We start from the raw sequence: 16,387 nt of genomic DNA on the forward strand, positions 1-16,387 counted from the left end.
CTGTATAAAAAAGTGATAAGGGAAAATAAATGAAGGTTTACTTTATTGGTGCAGGTCCTGGCGATCCAGAGTTGATGACAGTGAAAGCCGTCAAAACCATGGAACGCTGCCCGATAGTTCTTTATGCAGGCTCTTTGATTCCCCCACAAGTGATTGACAGTGTGCGTGGTTCTGCGGAAGCGATATACGATACCGCCGAGATGAATCTGGATGAAACCACCGCCGTTATCGAAAAGGCGGCACAAGAAGGCAAGGACGTTGCTCGTCTGCAATCTGGTGATCCGGCGTTATACGGTGCAATTGGTGAACAAATTCGCCGTTTAGAAGTCTTAGGTATTGATTACGAAGTGATTCCAGGTGTCAGTGCTGTTGCCGCCTCGGCCGCGTTATTACGCAAAGAGTTGACCTTATCAGGCGTGTCACAAACAGTGATCATGACACGCTATGAAGGCAAAACGCCTTTTCCAGAAAGAGAGCGTTTGCCAGCGTTGGCGCAAAGTGGCGCGACGTTAGCGATTCATCTTGGTATTACGCGTATTCATAAAATTGTTGAAGAGCTGATTCCACACTATGGTGAGGACTGTCCTGTTGCGGTGTGTTATCGCACCAGCTGGCCAGATCAAGATTATGTGGTGGGCATTTTAGCGGACATTGTCGCCAAAGTAAGAGAGAAAAATTCACTCGTACCAGTTTGATACTGGTCGGGAAGGTGTTAGACACAGAAGATTTTGCGGATTCCTATTTGTACGATAAAGGACAAGCGCACATTTTTCGTAAGATACATAAGCCTAAAAATACCTAACTTAAATATATTATCCCTAAAAGTAAGAAAGGATGAATCATGCAATTGAATAAAATTCCTACCACAATTGTGACTGGCTTTTTGGGCAGTGGTAAAACCACTTTATTATCCAATGTGCTAAAGCAAGCCGCAGGCAAACGTATAGCGGTGATCGTCAATGAATTTGGCGAATTAGATATTGATTCGGATCTATTGCGAGCATGTCCATTAGATTGTCCTGAAGGGGAAGAGGGCGAACAGACGTCACAGCGCAGTGACGACGGCTTTTATGAACTGGCTAACGGTTGTATTTGTTGCACGGTAGAAGAAGAGTTCTTGCCTGTTATGCAGCAGCTTGTGGCACGCCGTGGTGATATTGACCACATCTTGATTGAAACCAGTGGGCTGGCTCTACCAAAACCGTTAGTACAGGCATTTAATTGGCTGGGGATAAAGAGTATTGCACTGTGGATGCAGTGATTACTGTGGTGGATGGCGCTGCAGTTGCAGCAGGTCGTTTTGCCCATGATGAAGACAAGGTGCAAGCACAACGTTTAGCGGATGAAAGTTTGGATCATGATCCAAGCTTGCAAGAATTATTAGATGATCAGCTAAGTGCCGCCGATCTGGTTGTGGTCAGTAAAAACGACTTGCTCAATGACGAAGAGCGCGCCCGTGTTCAAGCCATTATTGCCCATGAAGTGCCAAGCACGGTCAAAACCGTTTATATCGAAAATGGTGAGGCGGCATTGGATGTTTTGTTAGGCATTGATGCAGCAACAGAAAGCCGAATCGATGAGGTACATAACCATCATGATCATCATCACGCTCATGGTGCGCATCATGACCATGCTCACGATCATTTCGATTCTTTTGTCGTGACATTAGGTGAAGTGCAGTCTGATCTTTTGCAAGACACCCTGACTCAACTGGTTGAAGAACATAATATCTTTCGTGTGAAAGGCTTTGCTGCAGTACACGGTAAGCCAATGCGTCAAGTATTTCAGGTCGTGGGAACACGTTTGGATCGTTATTTTGACCGCTTATGGCAACCAGAAGAAGTGCGTAAAACCCAGTTAGTGTTCATCGGTAAAGGTATTCATAAAGAGCAGATAGAAGGCGTTTTGCATGATGCCCTGAGTGCTTGATCACGGCTACTGCACTTGCCAATACTTTGTTAAAAATAGACTCGAATTGCTCATTTATAACTATAAACTCCGCTTTCTCGTCTATTTTTGCCTCGTCTTGGCTTCGCTCGTAACGCCGTGAATAAATATCGAATAACTGAATAACTAGATTGATTTAGTGAAAAACAATTGGAGAAAGAGTGCACTTATTAGCAGCCAAACCGGGTGGCTTTGTTGACGACGAAGGGATTGTCGATCTTGGGCAAACTCCTGCAGAGACTCGTCATTCTGGCCGCAGCGGATAGTGTGCTTGGTGCGCTGGGCAGTGCGCTTGATCAGATCATTGCTTTTTATGGCACCGATGATGGATGGGACATCACGCGATTACCGAGTGTTCGTCTCGCCAATTGGATGCAGCTGATTAAGCCTGCCGCTTTCGACTTGTATGAACATAAAGTGCTTGATCACGCTAAGGTTGTCGTCGTTTCTCTACTTGGCGGGGAGCACTATTGGACGTATGGTTTTCAGCGTTTGCAGGAGTGGGCACAAGCCAAAGCGGGGCGAACTTTAATTTTTGTTCCGGTGATGAGGCCCATGATCCTTCTCTCACCTATGCTTCTAATGCCAGTCCAGAAGACTGTCACCGAGTGTGGCGCTACTTGCGTGAAAGTGGGCAAATAAACGCTCAGCAGTTGTTCTATTTTCTCGCAGAGCGTTACTTTGGAAAGCCTTTTTCTTGGCAAGAGCCAGCCCCTTTGCCCAGTGCGCTAATCTATCATGCAGGTTATTCGACGGGGTTTGCTCAGTGGCAGAGCCACTATTCAGAGTCATTAGCAGAAGCTCGTCCTGTCGCTATTCTGGCGTTTTATCGTTCTCATTTACAGAGCGGTAACACTGCTATGTTTGATGGTCTGATTGAGATTTTAGAGCAAGAAGGGCTGGTACCATTGGTCGTGGCGGTGAGTTCACTAAAAGATGATGTGTCGGTGGGCCTGATCGAATCATTAGTGGAGCGCACCCAAGCCAAGGTGATTTTAAATACCACGGGCTTCGCGGCGAATCGAGTAGGGAGTCCTGATTTAGCCTCTGAGCCGACAGATTTTCAGTCGGCTTTTGCGTCGCCGATTCCCGTGTTGCAGTTAATCCTTTCTGGCAGCACTGAAGAGGATTGGCAAGCACAGACCCAAGGTTTACGCAGTCGTGATGTGGCCATGCAAATTGTCTTACCAGAAATGGATGGACGTATTATTACTCGCGCGTTGAGTTTTAAGGCTTCGAGTCATTATAACGACATTGCTCAAGTCGATTTAGTTCGCTACGAGTTGCATGAAGAACGTGCGCGTTTTGTGGCTCAGCTGGCTAAACGTTTTGCCATTTTAGCCAGTAAACCCAACCATCAAAAACGCATCGCTTTTGTGTTAGCCAATTACCCAACTAAAGATGGCCGTATCGGTAATGGCGTAGGCTTGGACACACCTGCGTCCTCGGTAAATTTATTAAAAGCTTTAGAAGCTGCTGGTTATCCTATCGACAATATTCCTGAGCATGGCAATGCCTTGATCGAAGAATTACTCGGTGCGGTTACCAACAACCCCAGCACCTTGCATGAACGTGGTTGCTGGCAAAGCCTCGCCTTGGAAGAGTATTTAGAATATTTTTATCAGCTGCCGCTGGAATGCCAAAACGCTGTTTGGGGGCGCTGAAATTACCTCAGAAGAGGATCACAAATGCCGCGAGCAAAACGGTCAACGTCGTATGATGTTGGCAGGGATTCGCTTAGGGGAAACCTTTGTGGGGATTCAGCCCGCTCGCGGTTTTAACTTAGATCTCGCCGCGAATTATCATGATCCAGACTTGATTCCGCCGCACAGCTATTTGGCGTTTTATTTTTGGTTGCGCCATGTGTATCAGGTGGATGCTTTTGTTCATGTGGGCAAACATGGCAATCTTGAATGGTTGCCTGGCAAAGGTACCGCTTTATCGGCGTCTTGCTGGCCAGATATTGCTCTTGGCCCGATGCCACATTTTTATCCTTTTATTGTCAACGATCCTGGGAAGGTGCGCAGGCTAAGCGCCGCACGCAAGCGGTGATTATTGATCATCTTATGCCACCCATGACTCGCGCTGAAACCTATGGCGACATGGCTGAGCTAGAAAATCTTGTGGATGAATACTACCAAGCCATGGGCATGGATGTGCGCCGCGAAACCTGGCTGCGTGGGCAAATTCTTGAAAAAGTTCAATCCACACATTTGCTTGAAGAGTTGACAGGAGTGCAGGCGGATAACGCAGAATCTGTGCTGGAAGGCCTAGACACCTATTTGTGTGAGATAAAAGAAGCACAAATTCGTCACGGTTTGCATCGACTAGGAGAGCTGCCAGAGGACGATAAACTCGCTGATACGCTGGTGGCTTTATTGCGTCTGCCACGTGGTAGCGAAATTACCAGTCAAGGTATTTTACATGCGTTAGTCAAAGATCTGTCGTTAGAGCAAGATGACTTTGATCCTATGAAAAGTGAGCGAATGCCTTGGTTAGGGGATAAACCCGAACGTTTGTTGTCGGTCAGCGAACTGGCTTGGCGTACCCATGCGGATACTAAAGAGCGTTTAGAGTTATTAGCCAAATCGTTGGTGTTGAGCCATGTTATTGGTGACGATTCTACAGACGAGTTAGCTGTAACATTGCCTCAAACAGCGACTTTATTGGCGCACAGTAAAAAATGTTTATTCGTTGCCTTACAACAAAGTGCTCACGATGAAATTCAAGCTTTGCTGATTGGTTTGGCGGGCGGTTTTATTCCTCCTGGCCCAAGTGGTGCACCGACTCGTGGACGACTGGATACTTTGCCAACAGGGCGCAACTTTTTTTCCGTCGATAATCGTGCTATTCCGTCTCCCGCTGCTTGGGCGATAGGTCAGCAATCGGCAGATGCTCTGATCCAGCGTCATTTACAAGAGCATGGTGATTATCCGGAAAACCTTGGTTTGTCTGTATGGGGAACGGCGACTATGCGAACGGGCGGTGATGATATTGCCCAAGCGTTTGCTTTGATGGGTGTGCGTCCGATTTGGGCGCCAGGGTCAAATCGTGTGACGGATTTTGAGATCCTTTCTTGCATGCAATTAGGTCGGCCACGGGTGGACGTGACCTTGCGTGTTTCTGGTTTTTCCGCGATGCGTTTGCCAATGTTATGCGGCTCTATGATGCAGCCGTGCAAGCCATTGCGGCCTATCAAGAACCCGGTACAGGCAATGTGATTCGCGCCAATGTGGAGGCGCGTAAAAGTAAATTACTTGCTCAAGGCATGAATGAAGCTGTGGCGAATCGCCAAGCGACTTATCGTGTATTCGGTAGTAAACCTGGGGCTTATGGCGCGGGGTTGCAAGGTCTTATTGATGAGCGTTGTTGGGACACCAAAGCGGACCTTGCCGAAGCCTATGTGAACTGGGGCGGTTATGCTTATGGCTCTTATAACGATAACGCTGATTATGATGGTGTTAAGAATAATGGAGAAGGCGTTGAAGCAAAAGCGGCGTTTATTGAGCGCTTGTCACAACTGGATGCAGTGGTGCAAAACCAAGACAATCGTGAGCATGATATTCTCGATTCAGATGATTATTATCAGTTCCAAGGCGGCATGACGAATGCGGTCACTGAGTTTAGTGGTCAAGCACCGAGCGTTTATCATAGTGACCATTCCAATCCGAGTTCGCCAAAAATTCGCACTTTAAAAGAAGAGCTGAATCGTGTGGTGCGTTCGCGAGTATTGAATCCTAAATGGATCGAAGCCATGCAGACCCATGGTTACAAAGGGGCGTTTGAAATGACCGCCACGGTGGATTATTTATTTGCTTACGATGCGACCACCGATCTGGTAGCGGATTATCAATACGAGCAGGTGACGGATAGATTGTTGCTTGACCCAGACAATCAGGCCTTTATGCGCGATAATAATCCTCATGCACTCGAAGAAATGGGTGAACGCTTATTAGAAGCCATACAGCGTGGCATGTGGCAAAATGCCGATGCGCATCGAGAAAAAATTCAATCCTTGTTGCTTGATTTAGATCAGCAACAAGAACAACGTCAGTGATCTTGGGCAGAAGATCGCTTGTAACCTGGCTGGTAGTGTCTACACTCACTATCAGCTAAGACGATTCAAAGTAGAGAGAAATAATGAGCAATAAAGAACAGGCCAAAAAGGGCATTATGATTTGTGGTCACGGCAGTCGCGATAAAGACGCAGAGCGCGAATTTGGTCTTGTGGCGAAAGGGCTTAAAGAGCGTTTCCCTGACTTGCCTGTCGAGTATGGATTTTTAGAATTTTCAGCACCGAATATTCACATGGGCTTAGACAGTCTCGTTAGCCAAGGTGTGGAAGAGATTTATGCCGTCCACTGGTATGTTATTCGCCGCAACGCATGCGAAAAATGATATACCCTCCGTCTTGACTACCTATGAAGAAAAACATCCGGGTCTTCATATCACTTATGGTCGTGAATTGGGGTTGCAAGATGACATGATCGAAGCGTTTCAAGCGCGTATCTATGAATCATTGGGCCTTGATCCCGATCATCCACCAAAAAACCTATACGACACTCTATTGGTGGTGGTTGGTCGCGGTACCTCTGATACCTCCGCCAATGCTGAAGCCGCAAAGTTAACGCGTATTGTTAATGAAAACATGGGATTTGGTTGGGCAGATACTGTCTATTCTGGTGTGACTTACCCGTCTGTTGGCGTGGGCCTTGAAAAGCTTATGAAGCTTGGCTTTAAACGCATTGTTGTCGCGCCCTATTTCTTATTTACTGGTCGCCTGATCAAGCGTATTCAAGGTTATGTTGACAAGGTGGCGCAAGAAAATCCAGAAGTAACTTTCGTTCAAACGCCTTATTTGAATGATCATCCTCGTGTTATTGATGCCTTTCAAAACCGCGTGGAAGAAATTATGCAGGGCGAATTGCAGACAGGGGAAGAAACGCTAATGAACTCCTTCAAGCGCCGTCTTGCTGCAGGCGAAGTGGATGTGCATCATCACCATGCCGAATTTGTCGATCCGCAGGACGACACGCAAGGCTTGTCTGAGTTTGATCTAAAGCACGCGGTTATTTCAATGGGGGAAGTGCCCAGTATTAGTGTGTTGAAAAATCACACTCACGACCATGGTCACGGTCATAGCCATTCTCATGGTCATAGCCATTCTCATGGGCATAGTCATTCCCATGGTCACTCCCACGATCATAGTCATGGACACTCGCACGGTGTGTACAAGCACATTGGCCACCCAATGGGACCGCGAACCATGATTGGCGAGGGGGTTTGTTGCTGCTTTATGAGCCAGTTTACCGATGAGATCTTGGAAGAAGAGAAAGACAGAATCGACGGTGATTGCACCAAAACGGCGTTTGCTCACCGTTGAGTTCTCTGAGTACTTCACTGAGTTTTCTGAGCGATAATGGCAATCTAAATACGAAAAAGCCAGCTGGCTAGCTGGCTTTTTTTTGTGCGCTAATTGAGCATGTTTTATTTTTTGGCTAGGGCATCAGCCAATGCTTTTTTCATGTCTTCTAGATTGTTAGTCAGTGTGCTGATTTTTTCTTCTAGTAAAACGGAATAGTTTTTCTGATCTTTTAGTTCCTTACGAAGCTGTTGTTGTGCTTGAATGGACGCTTCTTGACCTTTTAGGTTGGTCTCTATAAAGCTAACCAATTCTTTGCCTTGCGCTTCAAAAGCGAGGTCTCTACGGTCGTCAGCATTAAGCGCATTGCTGATGGAAAGTAACACTTTTTCATAGCCGACAATGTAGTCTTCATAATCTTTTGGTTGAATAGTCTTTAGCTTTTTAACGGCTTGGGTGATCTGTTTTGCTCGATTCACTGCGAACATAACGTTTTCACCTTGGCGTTTGATGTCGTCTATTGCTCTTGGCTGTGTTGCAGCAAAAGCCGTTGCTGCCGTCAGTGCTGTCATGGCTTGAGAAAGTGATTTAGGCGCATGCTGAGTCGCGTCTGTTTTCATCAGCTTATCTAGCGCATTTTTGGCATCAGTAAGGTAAATAGCCGTCACCGTTTTTACTTCAAGTGCACGCATCTTAGCGACAAGTGCTGGTTGGGCGCTTACAGCCGCTTGAGCTTTATTATTCGCGATCTGGTCAACAAGTTTTTTAAGGTTGTCTTCCAGTTCTTGCGCGGCGCCAGGGAAGTATTGTTTCGCATTTAGGGTTTTGAGCTGAGCACGATAATCAAAGGCTTCTGGTAAGGTTGATTGCGCCTTGGTTTTTAGGTTAACCGCGTTGGTCATGTGCTCGTTAAATGTTTTGATGGCGCTATTTGCGGTCTCAAGATAGGTGGTTGAACCAAAAAAGCTTGTGCTAGTGTTTGCTTTAGATGGATCAAATTCAAATTTAGAATAGTTCTCTTTTGCTTCAGCTAAAGCCTTTTTCGCTTGCTCTATATCTTGAGTGGCGAACCAAGGCAGTTCGTTTTCTGTGCCTTTTGCCAAGCTTTTGTCTGCATTATCGATGGCTTGCTTGAGTTCATTGATCTGAATGATGGTTTGCGAATATTTTGCGTCTGCGGCCAAATTGGCAGCGGAATCAGGATTTGATGCACAACCGGCAAGTGTTAATGAAATTACAGCCGTGATAGCTGCAATTTTGAGTTGCTGTTTCATTATGGAAGTTCCTTTGAGAGAGAATCTCAGATGGGTGGATTTTGGCGTATTGTATGGGCTTTATTGAGATTACGTAAGTAGAGGCGAGAGAAATAAAATGGGTATTTATAAGAATAAATATCAGCGCTCCTCTTGCTAGAAAAGCGCCGATATGAATGAGATTATTAGAGGGTAAAAGGGCGGTCGCCGTTTTCGTCTTTAATGCGAGTTGGCAAGCCCATCTCGTTTAACAAACCTAGGAAAGGTTTAGGATCCAGCTGCTCAACGTTACGCATTTCTTTTGCATCCCACGTGCCGTTTGCAACAAGAATGGCGGCGGCAACAGGAGGAACACCAGCCGTATAAGAGATGCCTTGGCTACCGACTTCGTTATAAGCGTCTTTATGGTCGGCAACATTGTAGATAAAGATCTCTTTGTCCTGACCGTCTTTTTTCCCTTTGATCACGTCACCAATGCACGTTTTGCCTGTGTAAGCTGGGGCAAGTGAAGATGGGTCAGGCAGTACGGCTTTGACCACTTTAAGAGGAACCACTTCTAGGCCTTCTGCCGTTGTAACAGGTTGTTCAGAGAGTAAACCTAAATTTTTAAGTATCGTGAAGACATTAATATAATGTTCACCAAATCCCATCCAAAAACGTACGTTTGGTACATTGAGATTTTGTGAAAGTGAATGCACTTCATCGTGGCCTGTCATGTAAGTCGTTTGAGTGCCGACGACAGGAAGGTCGTCAGTACGGCTGATTTCAAACATGCTATTTTCTTGCCATGCGCTGTTTTGCCATGAGTAGACCCGTCCGGTAAATTCACGGAAGTTAATTTCTGGGTCAAAGTTTGTGGCGAAGTATTTACCATGGCTACCAGCGTTCACGTCGATGATGTCAATGGAGTCAACGGAGTCTAAGTAGTCGTTATAAGCAAGCGCGGCGTAAGCATTGACTACGCCTGGATCAAAACCTACACCTAAGATCGCGGTAATGCCTTTTGCTTTACAGGCGTCACGACGTTTCCACTCGTAATTGGCATACCAAGGTGGTGTTTCGCAAATTTTGTTTGGGTCTTCATGGATGGCGGTGTCTAAATAAGCCGCACCCGTTTCCATGCAAGCTTCAAGTACAGACATATTAACGAAAGCAGACCCTACGTTAATGACGATTTGTGATTCGGTTTCTTGAATCAATTTAATCGTTGCTGGCACGTCAAGAGCGTCTAGGGCGAATGCTTGAATGCGGCCCTCTACCTTCAAGCTGCCTTTGTCGAGGACACTGGCTACAATATCGTCGCATTTCGTAACGCTGCGCGAAGCAATTGCGATATTGCCCAGTGTGTCATTGTGTTGGGCGCATTTATGTGCCACAACTCGTGCCACGCCTCCGCCGCCAATAATGAGGACATTTTTTTCATAGTAACACTATCTCCAAAGTATTTTGTTGAAACAGAATTAGGATAGATTCTGTTCAAAATCGTTGTAGCCGAATTCCCTGACAAGTTCGATGCTGCCATCCAATTGGCGTATGGCAATAGACGGCATCTTAACACCGTTAAACCAGTTCTTTTTCACCATGGTGTAACCTGCGGCGTCTTGGAAAGAAAGACGATCACCCACTTGTAATGCTTTGTTGAATTTAAATTCACCGAAAATATCGCCCGCTAAACAAGACTTGCCACAAATCATGTATTCATGTTCGCCATCACAAGGTGCCATTTTGGCGTTTTCACGATAGATCAGTAGATCCAGCATATGCGCTTCAATAGAGCTATCAACAACAGCCAAGTTTTTACCGTTAAATAAGGTATCTAATACCGTGACCTCTAAGGTTGTGCTCTTCGTAATGCTGGCTTCGCCAGGTTCTAGGTACACTTGAATGCCGTATTGTTCGGCAAAGCGTTTTAAGCGTTGGCAGAACTTATCAATAGGGTAACCTTCACCTGTAAAGTGAATGCCGCCACCTAGGCTCACCCATTGTACTTTTTGGATTAAATGGCCAAAGCGTTCTTCAATGAGAGTCAGCATCTCATCAAAGCGTTCGAAGCTGTTGTTCTCACAATTGTTGTGGAACATAAAACCAGAAATGTCGTTGATCACTGTGGCGATTTTTTCTGGATCCCATTCACCAAGACGGCTAAATGGGCGTGCAGGGTCGGCAATCAAAAACTCAGATGTACTGACTTGCGGGTTGACTCGCAAACCACGAGTTTTGTCTTTACTGGCTTCTTTAAAACGATTGAATTGGCCTATAGAGTTGAAAATGATCTTGTCTGAGTGCGCTAATACTTCTTCAATTTCATCGTCTGAATAGGCCACGCTATAGGCATGGGTTTCGCCTTGAAATTTTGTTTTTCCAAGTTTTACTTCGTATAACGACGATGATGTTGTGCCATCCATATACTCTTGCATTAAGTCGAATACCGACCAAGTAGCAAAGCATTTCAGCGCCAGTAACGATTTAGCTCCGGACTGTTGACGCACGTAAGCGATCTTCTCTAAATTCTTCAAAAGAGCCGCTTTATCGATAAGATAATAAGGTGTCTTGATCATGGCAACCTGCCCGTTAGTCAAAACCGTGTATTCTAGAGCAAAGAAGGGGGCTTTTTCTAGCACGAAAACGTTATATTACAGGGCTTTTTGTGACATTTTGACGACTTTTACTGGTCAGTCAGTGTTATGAGTCTTTTGACTCTCTTTTTCAAGCTTTCTAGCGGGTTAGGGAAAACCTGTTGTGTATGTATTTGAATTAAGATCAATGATCAGTAATGAATAATAGGTCTCTTGGTGATTTGGCACTATAATCCGCAACCATTGAAGCAGAGCAATATGACTATCTGCGTATAGATTGTGAGTGAATTTTTTTAAGTGTATGAGGAACATCTTGGTATGTTGATTTTAATAATGGGGTTGGTGATTTTCTTTTGTGTGCATTCTGTGCGTTTAGTCGCGCCAGAGTGGCGTGCGTCAAATATGCGACAAAACGGTGCTATGCGTTGGCGTATACGTTTTGGGATGATTACTTTATTAGCCACCGCTTTTATTATTATGGGCTATATGCAAATGCGAATGGCACCGGTTTGGTTATGGTTTCCCCCGTTTGGACTCGTCATCTAGCGGGTTTGCTGATGTTGGTTGCCTTGTTTTTTGTAGGATCGGCTTTGGTGCCGAATACAACCATGAAAAAGAAAGTTGGTTATCCAATGCTCATCGCCGTAAAAATTTGGGCGTTTTCGCATTTGATCAGCAATGGTAATTTGGCGGATATTATTGTATTCGGTAGCTTTTTGATTTGGTCTATTGTCAGTTTTGCTATTTATCGTCGTCGTGATCGAAAAGCAGGCGTGGTTCGTGATCAAGAATCCGGTGTGCAGTTTGACCTAGCGGCTTTTACGTTTGCCATGGTGTCTTGGTTTATCATGGTGTTTTATCTCCATGAGGCTATTATCGGGGTTTCCCCCTTGGTTTAATGTTAAACAAAAGAAAATGCCCTGTTAGCATTAGCTAGCAGGGCATTTTTTATGGTACGTAAAGCGTCTACGTTTTGAAGTACTTAGGTTCTAAAGTGATTAATGTTTTGTGTCAAATCTTCTGCCAAGCGTTTTAATTCTTCTGCTCGTGACGCACTTTCTGTTGCCAGAACGACTAATTCAGTCGAGCCTTGCTGAATATCAGAAGTGTTCTTATTGACCTCTGCAGTGACACTGGTTTGCTCTTCGGTTGCTGTGGCAATTTGTGCCGCTCGATCATTGATCGTGGTGACCGATTGTTGGATTTTATCCAAGCTGTCTTTCGCTTGATTAACGTCCTCTACACTATTATTTGCTCTGTTATGGCTTAACTGGATTTTGGCAACCGCATCTTTGGTGATGGATTGCAAAGATTCGATCATTTTTTGAATTTCTTCTATCGAGCTGTAAGTTCGTTGTGATAACACTCGAACTTCATCTGCGACCACAGCAAAACCACGTCCTTGTTCACCGGCCCGCGCGGCTTCAATAGCAGCGTTTAATGCCAATAGGTTGGTCTGCTCGGCGATGCCAGAGATGGTCGTTAAAATGGTGTTAATACCATCGGCATTTTTGCTCAGATCATTGATGACATAGGCCACTTCTTGGATGTCATCAGCAAGGGCTCTAATACTGTCTTGGCTTTTTAGAGCTTGTTTTTGACCAACATTACTAGCCGCAACGGCTTCGTCCGCATTCGCAGCCGTATTAGTTGCGTTGCCAGCAATTTCTTGAGTAGCCTGAGACATCTGATGAATGGCAGTCGCCACCATGGCAATGTTCTGCTGCTGTTCTTCTAGTTTTTGGGCGCTGTTTTGCGAGGAATCGTAGGCATCGCTCGCTTGTCCTGCTAATTCATGACCAATTTTTTTCAAATGGGACACTGTGTTGTGCAACAAGGCGACAAATTGGTTGAAATTGCCGACTAAAACAGCAATTTCGTCTTTGGAACTGGCGGCTAAACGTTGCGTTAAATCGCCGTCTCCCAATGCAATTTGCGCCATACTGTCCGATACTCGACGTAAATCTCGTAATAGAAAACGAGTCACTTGAATCACAATCACAGATGCAATCAGTAATAAAATGAACACACCAATGATTAAGCCAGTGCCTAAATTAACAAGTGGCGCATTTAATACATCCTGATCCATCATTAGACCTAATACCCAAGGGTTTCCTTGAATGTTGCTGGCGTACATATTGATGTTCTTGCCATCCAGTTTGAGCTGAGTAAAACTGGCTTGACGTTGTGTTGTAGAAAAGAAGTTTTTATTTAACGCTGGCGATAGTTCAGAGGCGTCTTTCAAAATCAGTTTTCTATCTGGGTGAGCAATGATTTTACCATCGCCGTCAAATAGGGTGCTGTAACCTTCGCCAGCCACGTTCATAGCCATGATGGTTTCCATAAGATTGTCTAGAAATACCAATCCACCAATGGCACCAATAAATTTGCCATTGACGATAATAGGTTCAACAAATGTCATGGAAAGCTGTTGTGTGGACGCTGAAACATAAGGGGCCGTCACATACGCGTTGTTTTTTGCTTTTGCATCAATGTACCAGCTACGAGTTCGTGGATCATAATCTGCGCTGTTCAAAGAAGGATCGTGCCGATACATGGCGCCATTTTCTAATCCTAAAAAAGTCATACCAAAATTTAAGCCAGTTTGGGCTTGTTGAAGAATATTGAGAATGTCTTTTTCATTCACATCGGGGTTTTCTTGTAAGGAGGCTTCGATTTTCTGCTTCACCGCTTGCATGGTGCTGATTCGATCTGTTGACCAACTATTAATGTAGGTTGAAATGGCCGCGGCTTGCGAACGGGCTTCGGATTGTATACGTGTATCACTGTCTGTTTTAAAGGCATAAAAAGACACACTGCCGACACTGATGGCAACAATAATCGCCACAATGATTGACTGAAGGGTTATTTTGGTTTGCAACGAGAAGTGCATCTTTTTTCTCCTGGGTATTTTATATAAGAGAGTCTTATTTATATTCTTGTCTAAGTATGTAGTTATTCTGCAATTTTCAGTTATTGAGCGTAAGATTTCTAGGACAATACTAAGGGGGAATAGTTTTGATACTTTTGAATCTTTCTGTTATCGTCCGCGCCCCTTTGATTATCGATATTAGGTATAGAATAAATGATTTGTGGATTTGATTACGGAACATCGAATTGTGCATTAGGTATAGTGCAAAACTCGCTTGTACGCTTGGTTAATTTAGAAGAAAACCATGCTTTTCTCCCTTCCACTTTGTATGCGCTAGATCGAGACTTAATTACTGAATCTGTTATAAGGGGAATGCGAGATATTCCTTCACGACAAGCGTTCTCTGAGCTACGTCAAAATGCCTTAACGCGAGCCAAACGTGCTCGTTATGAAGAAGACATTGCGGATGAAGATCAAACGTTATTTTTTGGACGCGCAGCGTTTAATGAATACTTCCAGTGGCCGGAAGAAGGCTATTTTGTTAAATCCCCAAAATCTTTTCTAGGTGGCGCTGGGTTACGTGCAGAACATATTCATTTTTTTGAAGATGTGGTCACCGTGATGATGCAGAATATCAAGCAGCGTGCTGAAAAAAGTTTGGGCGAAGAGATTACCCATACGGTAATTGGCCGTCCTGTGAATTTCCAAGGTTTAGATGCTGATGCAAGTAATCGACAAGCGTTAGATATATTGACAACAGCTGGCAAAAGGGCTGGTTTTAAAGAAATTGAATTTCTTTATGAGCCAATTGCTGCAGGTTTAGATTTTGAAAAATCCTTAGCAGATAATAAAACCGTGTTAGTTGTGGATATTGGTGGTGGTACGACTGACTGCGCGATGGTTCGTATGGGGCCTGAGTATTTAACAAAAGAAGACAGACGAAACGATTTCTTGGCACATACTGGAGAACGAGTCGGCGGTAATGATTTAGACATACAAATTGCGGGTAAGCATTTTATGCCACTATTTGGCATGGATTCTTTATTGAAAACAGGGTTACCGATGCCGACTCAGTTGTATTGGAATGCGATTACAACGAATGATGTGTCTGCTATTGCGACATTTAATAGTATGGAAACTAGGCATCAGATCAATCAGTTGCGTTTGGATGCAGCACAACCCAAATTGATCGAACGATTCTTACGTATGCGAGAAGAAAAGCATAATTATCACATAGTACGCAGTGCGGAAGAGGCTAAGATTGCCTTGTCCGATACGCAGCAGTATCTTGCCTCATTGGACTATATTGAAGCAGAGCTAAGTGCTTCCATTAGCCGTGAAGAACTGACTCAGTCAATTTTTTCACCCTTAGAAAAAATGTTGAATTTGATGACGTTGGCCATAGAGCAAGCAGGCGAGAAACCGGATTTGATCTACATCACCGGTGGATCAGCCAAGTCACCAGTGATTCGCGAGGCAATTCAACATCGGCTTGGTGATATCCCTGTGTTAGATGGGGATCACTTTGGTAGTGTGGCGGCAGGATTAACGGTCTGGTCAGAGCGTATTTTTAGATAAAAAAGAAAGCGAGCCAACAAGGTTGGCTCGCTGGATAGCGTATTACAGAGAGAAGCGATCAATGGACGACTTCAATTTGGTTAATACCTCTGACAGTGTTTTAGTGGTTGCCATCATGTCGTTGACACCATCGGCTGTTTGATTAGAAAGGTCGCGTATATTTTCGAGATTTTCATTCACGCTCGCAGCAACGGCAGACTGTTCTGTGATGGAACTGGCAATGTTAATCGACATGGAGTTAATCAGGCTGACTGACTGGGTTACCTTCATTAATCCTTTGCTTGCCGCGATGGCTTTCTCCGCATTGCCGGCAGCTTGATCTCGACCATTGATCACTTCCATAGACGCTGTTTTCGACAGTTTCTGCAGTTGGGCTATCATGCCTTCAATTTCTGCAGTAGCGTCTTGGGTTCGAGTTGCCAGTGTTCTGACTTCATCCGCCACCACCGCAAAGCCACGGCCTTGTTCTCCAGCTCGCGCCGCTTCAATCGCAGCATTAAGCGCAAGCAGGTTAGTTTGCTCAGCAATACTGCGAATTACGTCTAGCACGGAACCTATGCTAATACTTTCCTTCTCAACCTCTTGCATCACTGTAGAAGCATGCCCAATGACATTGGCCAGACCTTGCATATCCGAGGCGACGTTGTCGACGACTTGGGTGCCGGATTTCGTTTCTTTGTCCGCTTTCTGAGTTTCGTTGGTGGTGTCGTTGACATTCTGCGAGACGTTCTCTACAGCGATAACCATCTGACTCATCGCGGTCGCCACTAAGTCTGTTTCTCCCTGTTGTTTGCTCATG

Annotated in this window: 9 protein-coding genes and 5 pseudogenes; 9 read left to right on the plus strand and 5 right to left on the minus strand. The window is 44.9% G+C overall.

Going from position 1 to position 16,387, the window contains the following annotated elements; all coding sequences use genetic code 11:
- The first annotated feature begins 29 nt into the window (after positions 1-29).
- From cobM to ONZ52_RS00785, 6 genes and pseudogenes are all read left to right on the plus strand, one after another.
- Positions 30-802, plus strand: a pseudogene (gene cobM, locus ONZ52_RS00770) (precorrin-4 C(11)-methyltransferase).
- 39 nt (positions 803-841) lie between these two features.
- Positions 842-1,929: pseudogene (gene cobW, locus ONZ52_RS00775) on the plus strand (cobalamin biosynthesis protein CobW).
- Positions 1,930-2,166: 237 nt separating this feature from the next.
- Positions 2,167-2,589, plus strand: coding sequence for a hypothetical protein (locus ONZ52_RS24990; RefSeq protein WP_346433219.1), 423 nt, complete (start codon positions 2,167-2,169; stop codon positions 2,587-2,589).
- On the plus strand, positions 2,556-3,611 hold the full coding sequence (locus tag ONZ52_RS24995; protein ID WP_346433220.1) for a cobaltochelatase subunit CobN: 1,056 nt from the start codon (positions 2,556-2,558) through the stop codon (positions 3,609-3,611). The genes ONZ52_RS24990 and ONZ52_RS24995 overlap by 34 nt, the downstream gene beginning before the upstream one ends.
- A 55-nt stretch (positions 3,612-3,666) precedes the next feature.
- Positions 3,667-6,004: pseudogene (gene cobN, locus ONZ52_RS25000) on the plus strand (cobaltochelatase subunit CobN).
- Positions 6,005-6,087: 83 nt separating this feature from the next.
- Positions 6,088-7,330: pseudogene (locus tag ONZ52_RS00785) on the plus strand (sirohydrochlorin chelatase).
- A gap of 104 nt (positions 7,331-7,434) precedes the next feature.
- Here the strand turns inward: ONZ52_RS00785 and ONZ52_RS00790 are convergent.
- The 3 genes from ONZ52_RS00790 to nspC form a co-directional block, all read right to left on the minus strand.
- The gene (locus tag ONZ52_RS00790) at positions 7,435-8,583 is read right to left on the minus strand and encodes a hypothetical protein (protein WP_265216736.1); all 1,149 of its coding nucleotides are present in this window, start codon (positions 8,581-8,583) and stop codon (positions 7,435-7,437) included.
- Positions 8,584-8,747: 164 nt separating this feature from the next.
- Positions 8,748-9,968: a saccharopine dehydrogenase family protein gene (locus ONZ52_RS00795; protein ID WP_265217755.1), complete on the minus strand. Its 1,221-nt coding sequence runs from the start codon at positions 9,966-9,968 to the stop codon at positions 8,748-8,750.
- Positions 9,969-10,022: 54 nt separating this feature from the next.
- A complete protein-coding gene (gene nspC, locus ONZ52_RS00800; RefSeq protein ID WP_265216737.1) occupies positions 10,023-11,120 on the minus strand; it encodes a carboxynorspermidine decarboxylase in 1,098 nt (365 codons plus the stop codon).
- Positions 11,121-11,471: 351 nt separating this feature from the next.
- Between nspC and ONZ52_RS00805 the strand changes: the two are divergent.
- Together ONZ52_RS00805 and ONZ52_RS00810 are read left to right on the plus strand one after the other, a co-directional pair.
- Positions 11,472-11,615 (plus strand): annotated as a pseudogene (locus ONZ52_RS00805) (NnrU family protein); the annotation flags it as partial.
- Entirely contained in the window at positions 11,564-12,037 is a 474-nt protein-coding gene (locus ONZ52_RS00810; RefSeq protein WP_265216738.1) for an NnrU family protein, read from the plus strand. The pseudogene ONZ52_RS00805 and the gene ONZ52_RS00810, both read left to right, overlap by 52 nt.
- 83 nt (positions 12,038-12,120) lie before the next feature.
- Here ONZ52_RS00810 and ONZ52_RS00815 read toward each other — a convergent pair whose 3' ends face one another.
- Positions 12,121-14,031: a methyl-accepting chemotaxis protein gene (locus ONZ52_RS00815; protein ID WP_265216739.1), complete on the minus strand. Its 1,911-nt coding sequence runs from the start codon at positions 14,029-14,031 to the stop codon at positions 12,121-12,123.
- A 192-nt stretch (positions 14,032-14,223) separates the two neighbouring features.
- Here ONZ52_RS00815 and yegD point away from each other — a divergent pair, with 192 nt between their 5' ends.
- Positions 14,224-15,588 carry a molecular chaperone gene (gene yegD / locus ONZ52_RS00820; RefSeq protein ID WP_265216740.1) on the plus strand — a complete coding sequence of 455 codons (1,365 nt, stop codon included), beginning with the start codon at positions 14,224-14,226 and terminating at the stop codon, positions 15,586-15,588.
- Between the two features lie 42 nt (positions 15,589-15,630).
- Here the strand turns inward: yegD and ONZ52_RS00825 are convergent, their stop codons facing one another.
- Positions 15,631-16,386, minus strand: coding sequence for a methyl-accepting chemotaxis protein (locus ONZ52_RS00825; protein ID WP_265216741.1), 756 nt, complete (start codon positions 16,384-16,386; stop codon positions 15,631-15,633).
- Between the last annotated feature and the right edge of the window lies 1 nt (position 16,387).

It is taken from the genome of Marinomonas rhodophyticola (assembly GCF_026113935.1).
Classification (GTDB): Bacteria; Pseudomonadota; Gammaproteobacteria; order Pseudomonadales; family Marinomonadaceae; genus Marinomonas; species Marinomonas rhodophyticola.

What these genes read in the sequence shown, in the direction of transcription:
- nspC (WP_265216737.1), bottom strand. Translation starts at nt 11,120, where the DNA reads ATGATCAAGACACCTTATTATCTTATCGATAAAGCGGCTCTTTTGAAG.
- ONZ52_RS00825 (WP_265216741.1), bottom strand. Translation starts at nt 16,386, where the DNA reads ATGAGCAAACAACAGGGAGAAACAGACTTAGTGGCGACCGCGATGAGT.
- ONZ52_RS00815 (WP_265216739.1), bottom strand. Translation starts at nt 14,031, where the DNA reads ATGCACTTCTCGTTGCAAACCAAAATAACCCTTCAGTCAATCATTGTG.
- ONZ52_RS00790 (WP_265216736.1), bottom strand. Translation starts at nt 8,583, where the DNA reads ATGAAACAGCAACTCAAAATTGCAGCTATCACGGCTGTAATTTCATTA.
- yegD (WP_265216740.1), top strand. Translation starts at nt 14,224, where the DNA reads ATGATTTGTGGATTTGATTACGGAACATCGAATTGTGCATTAGGTATA.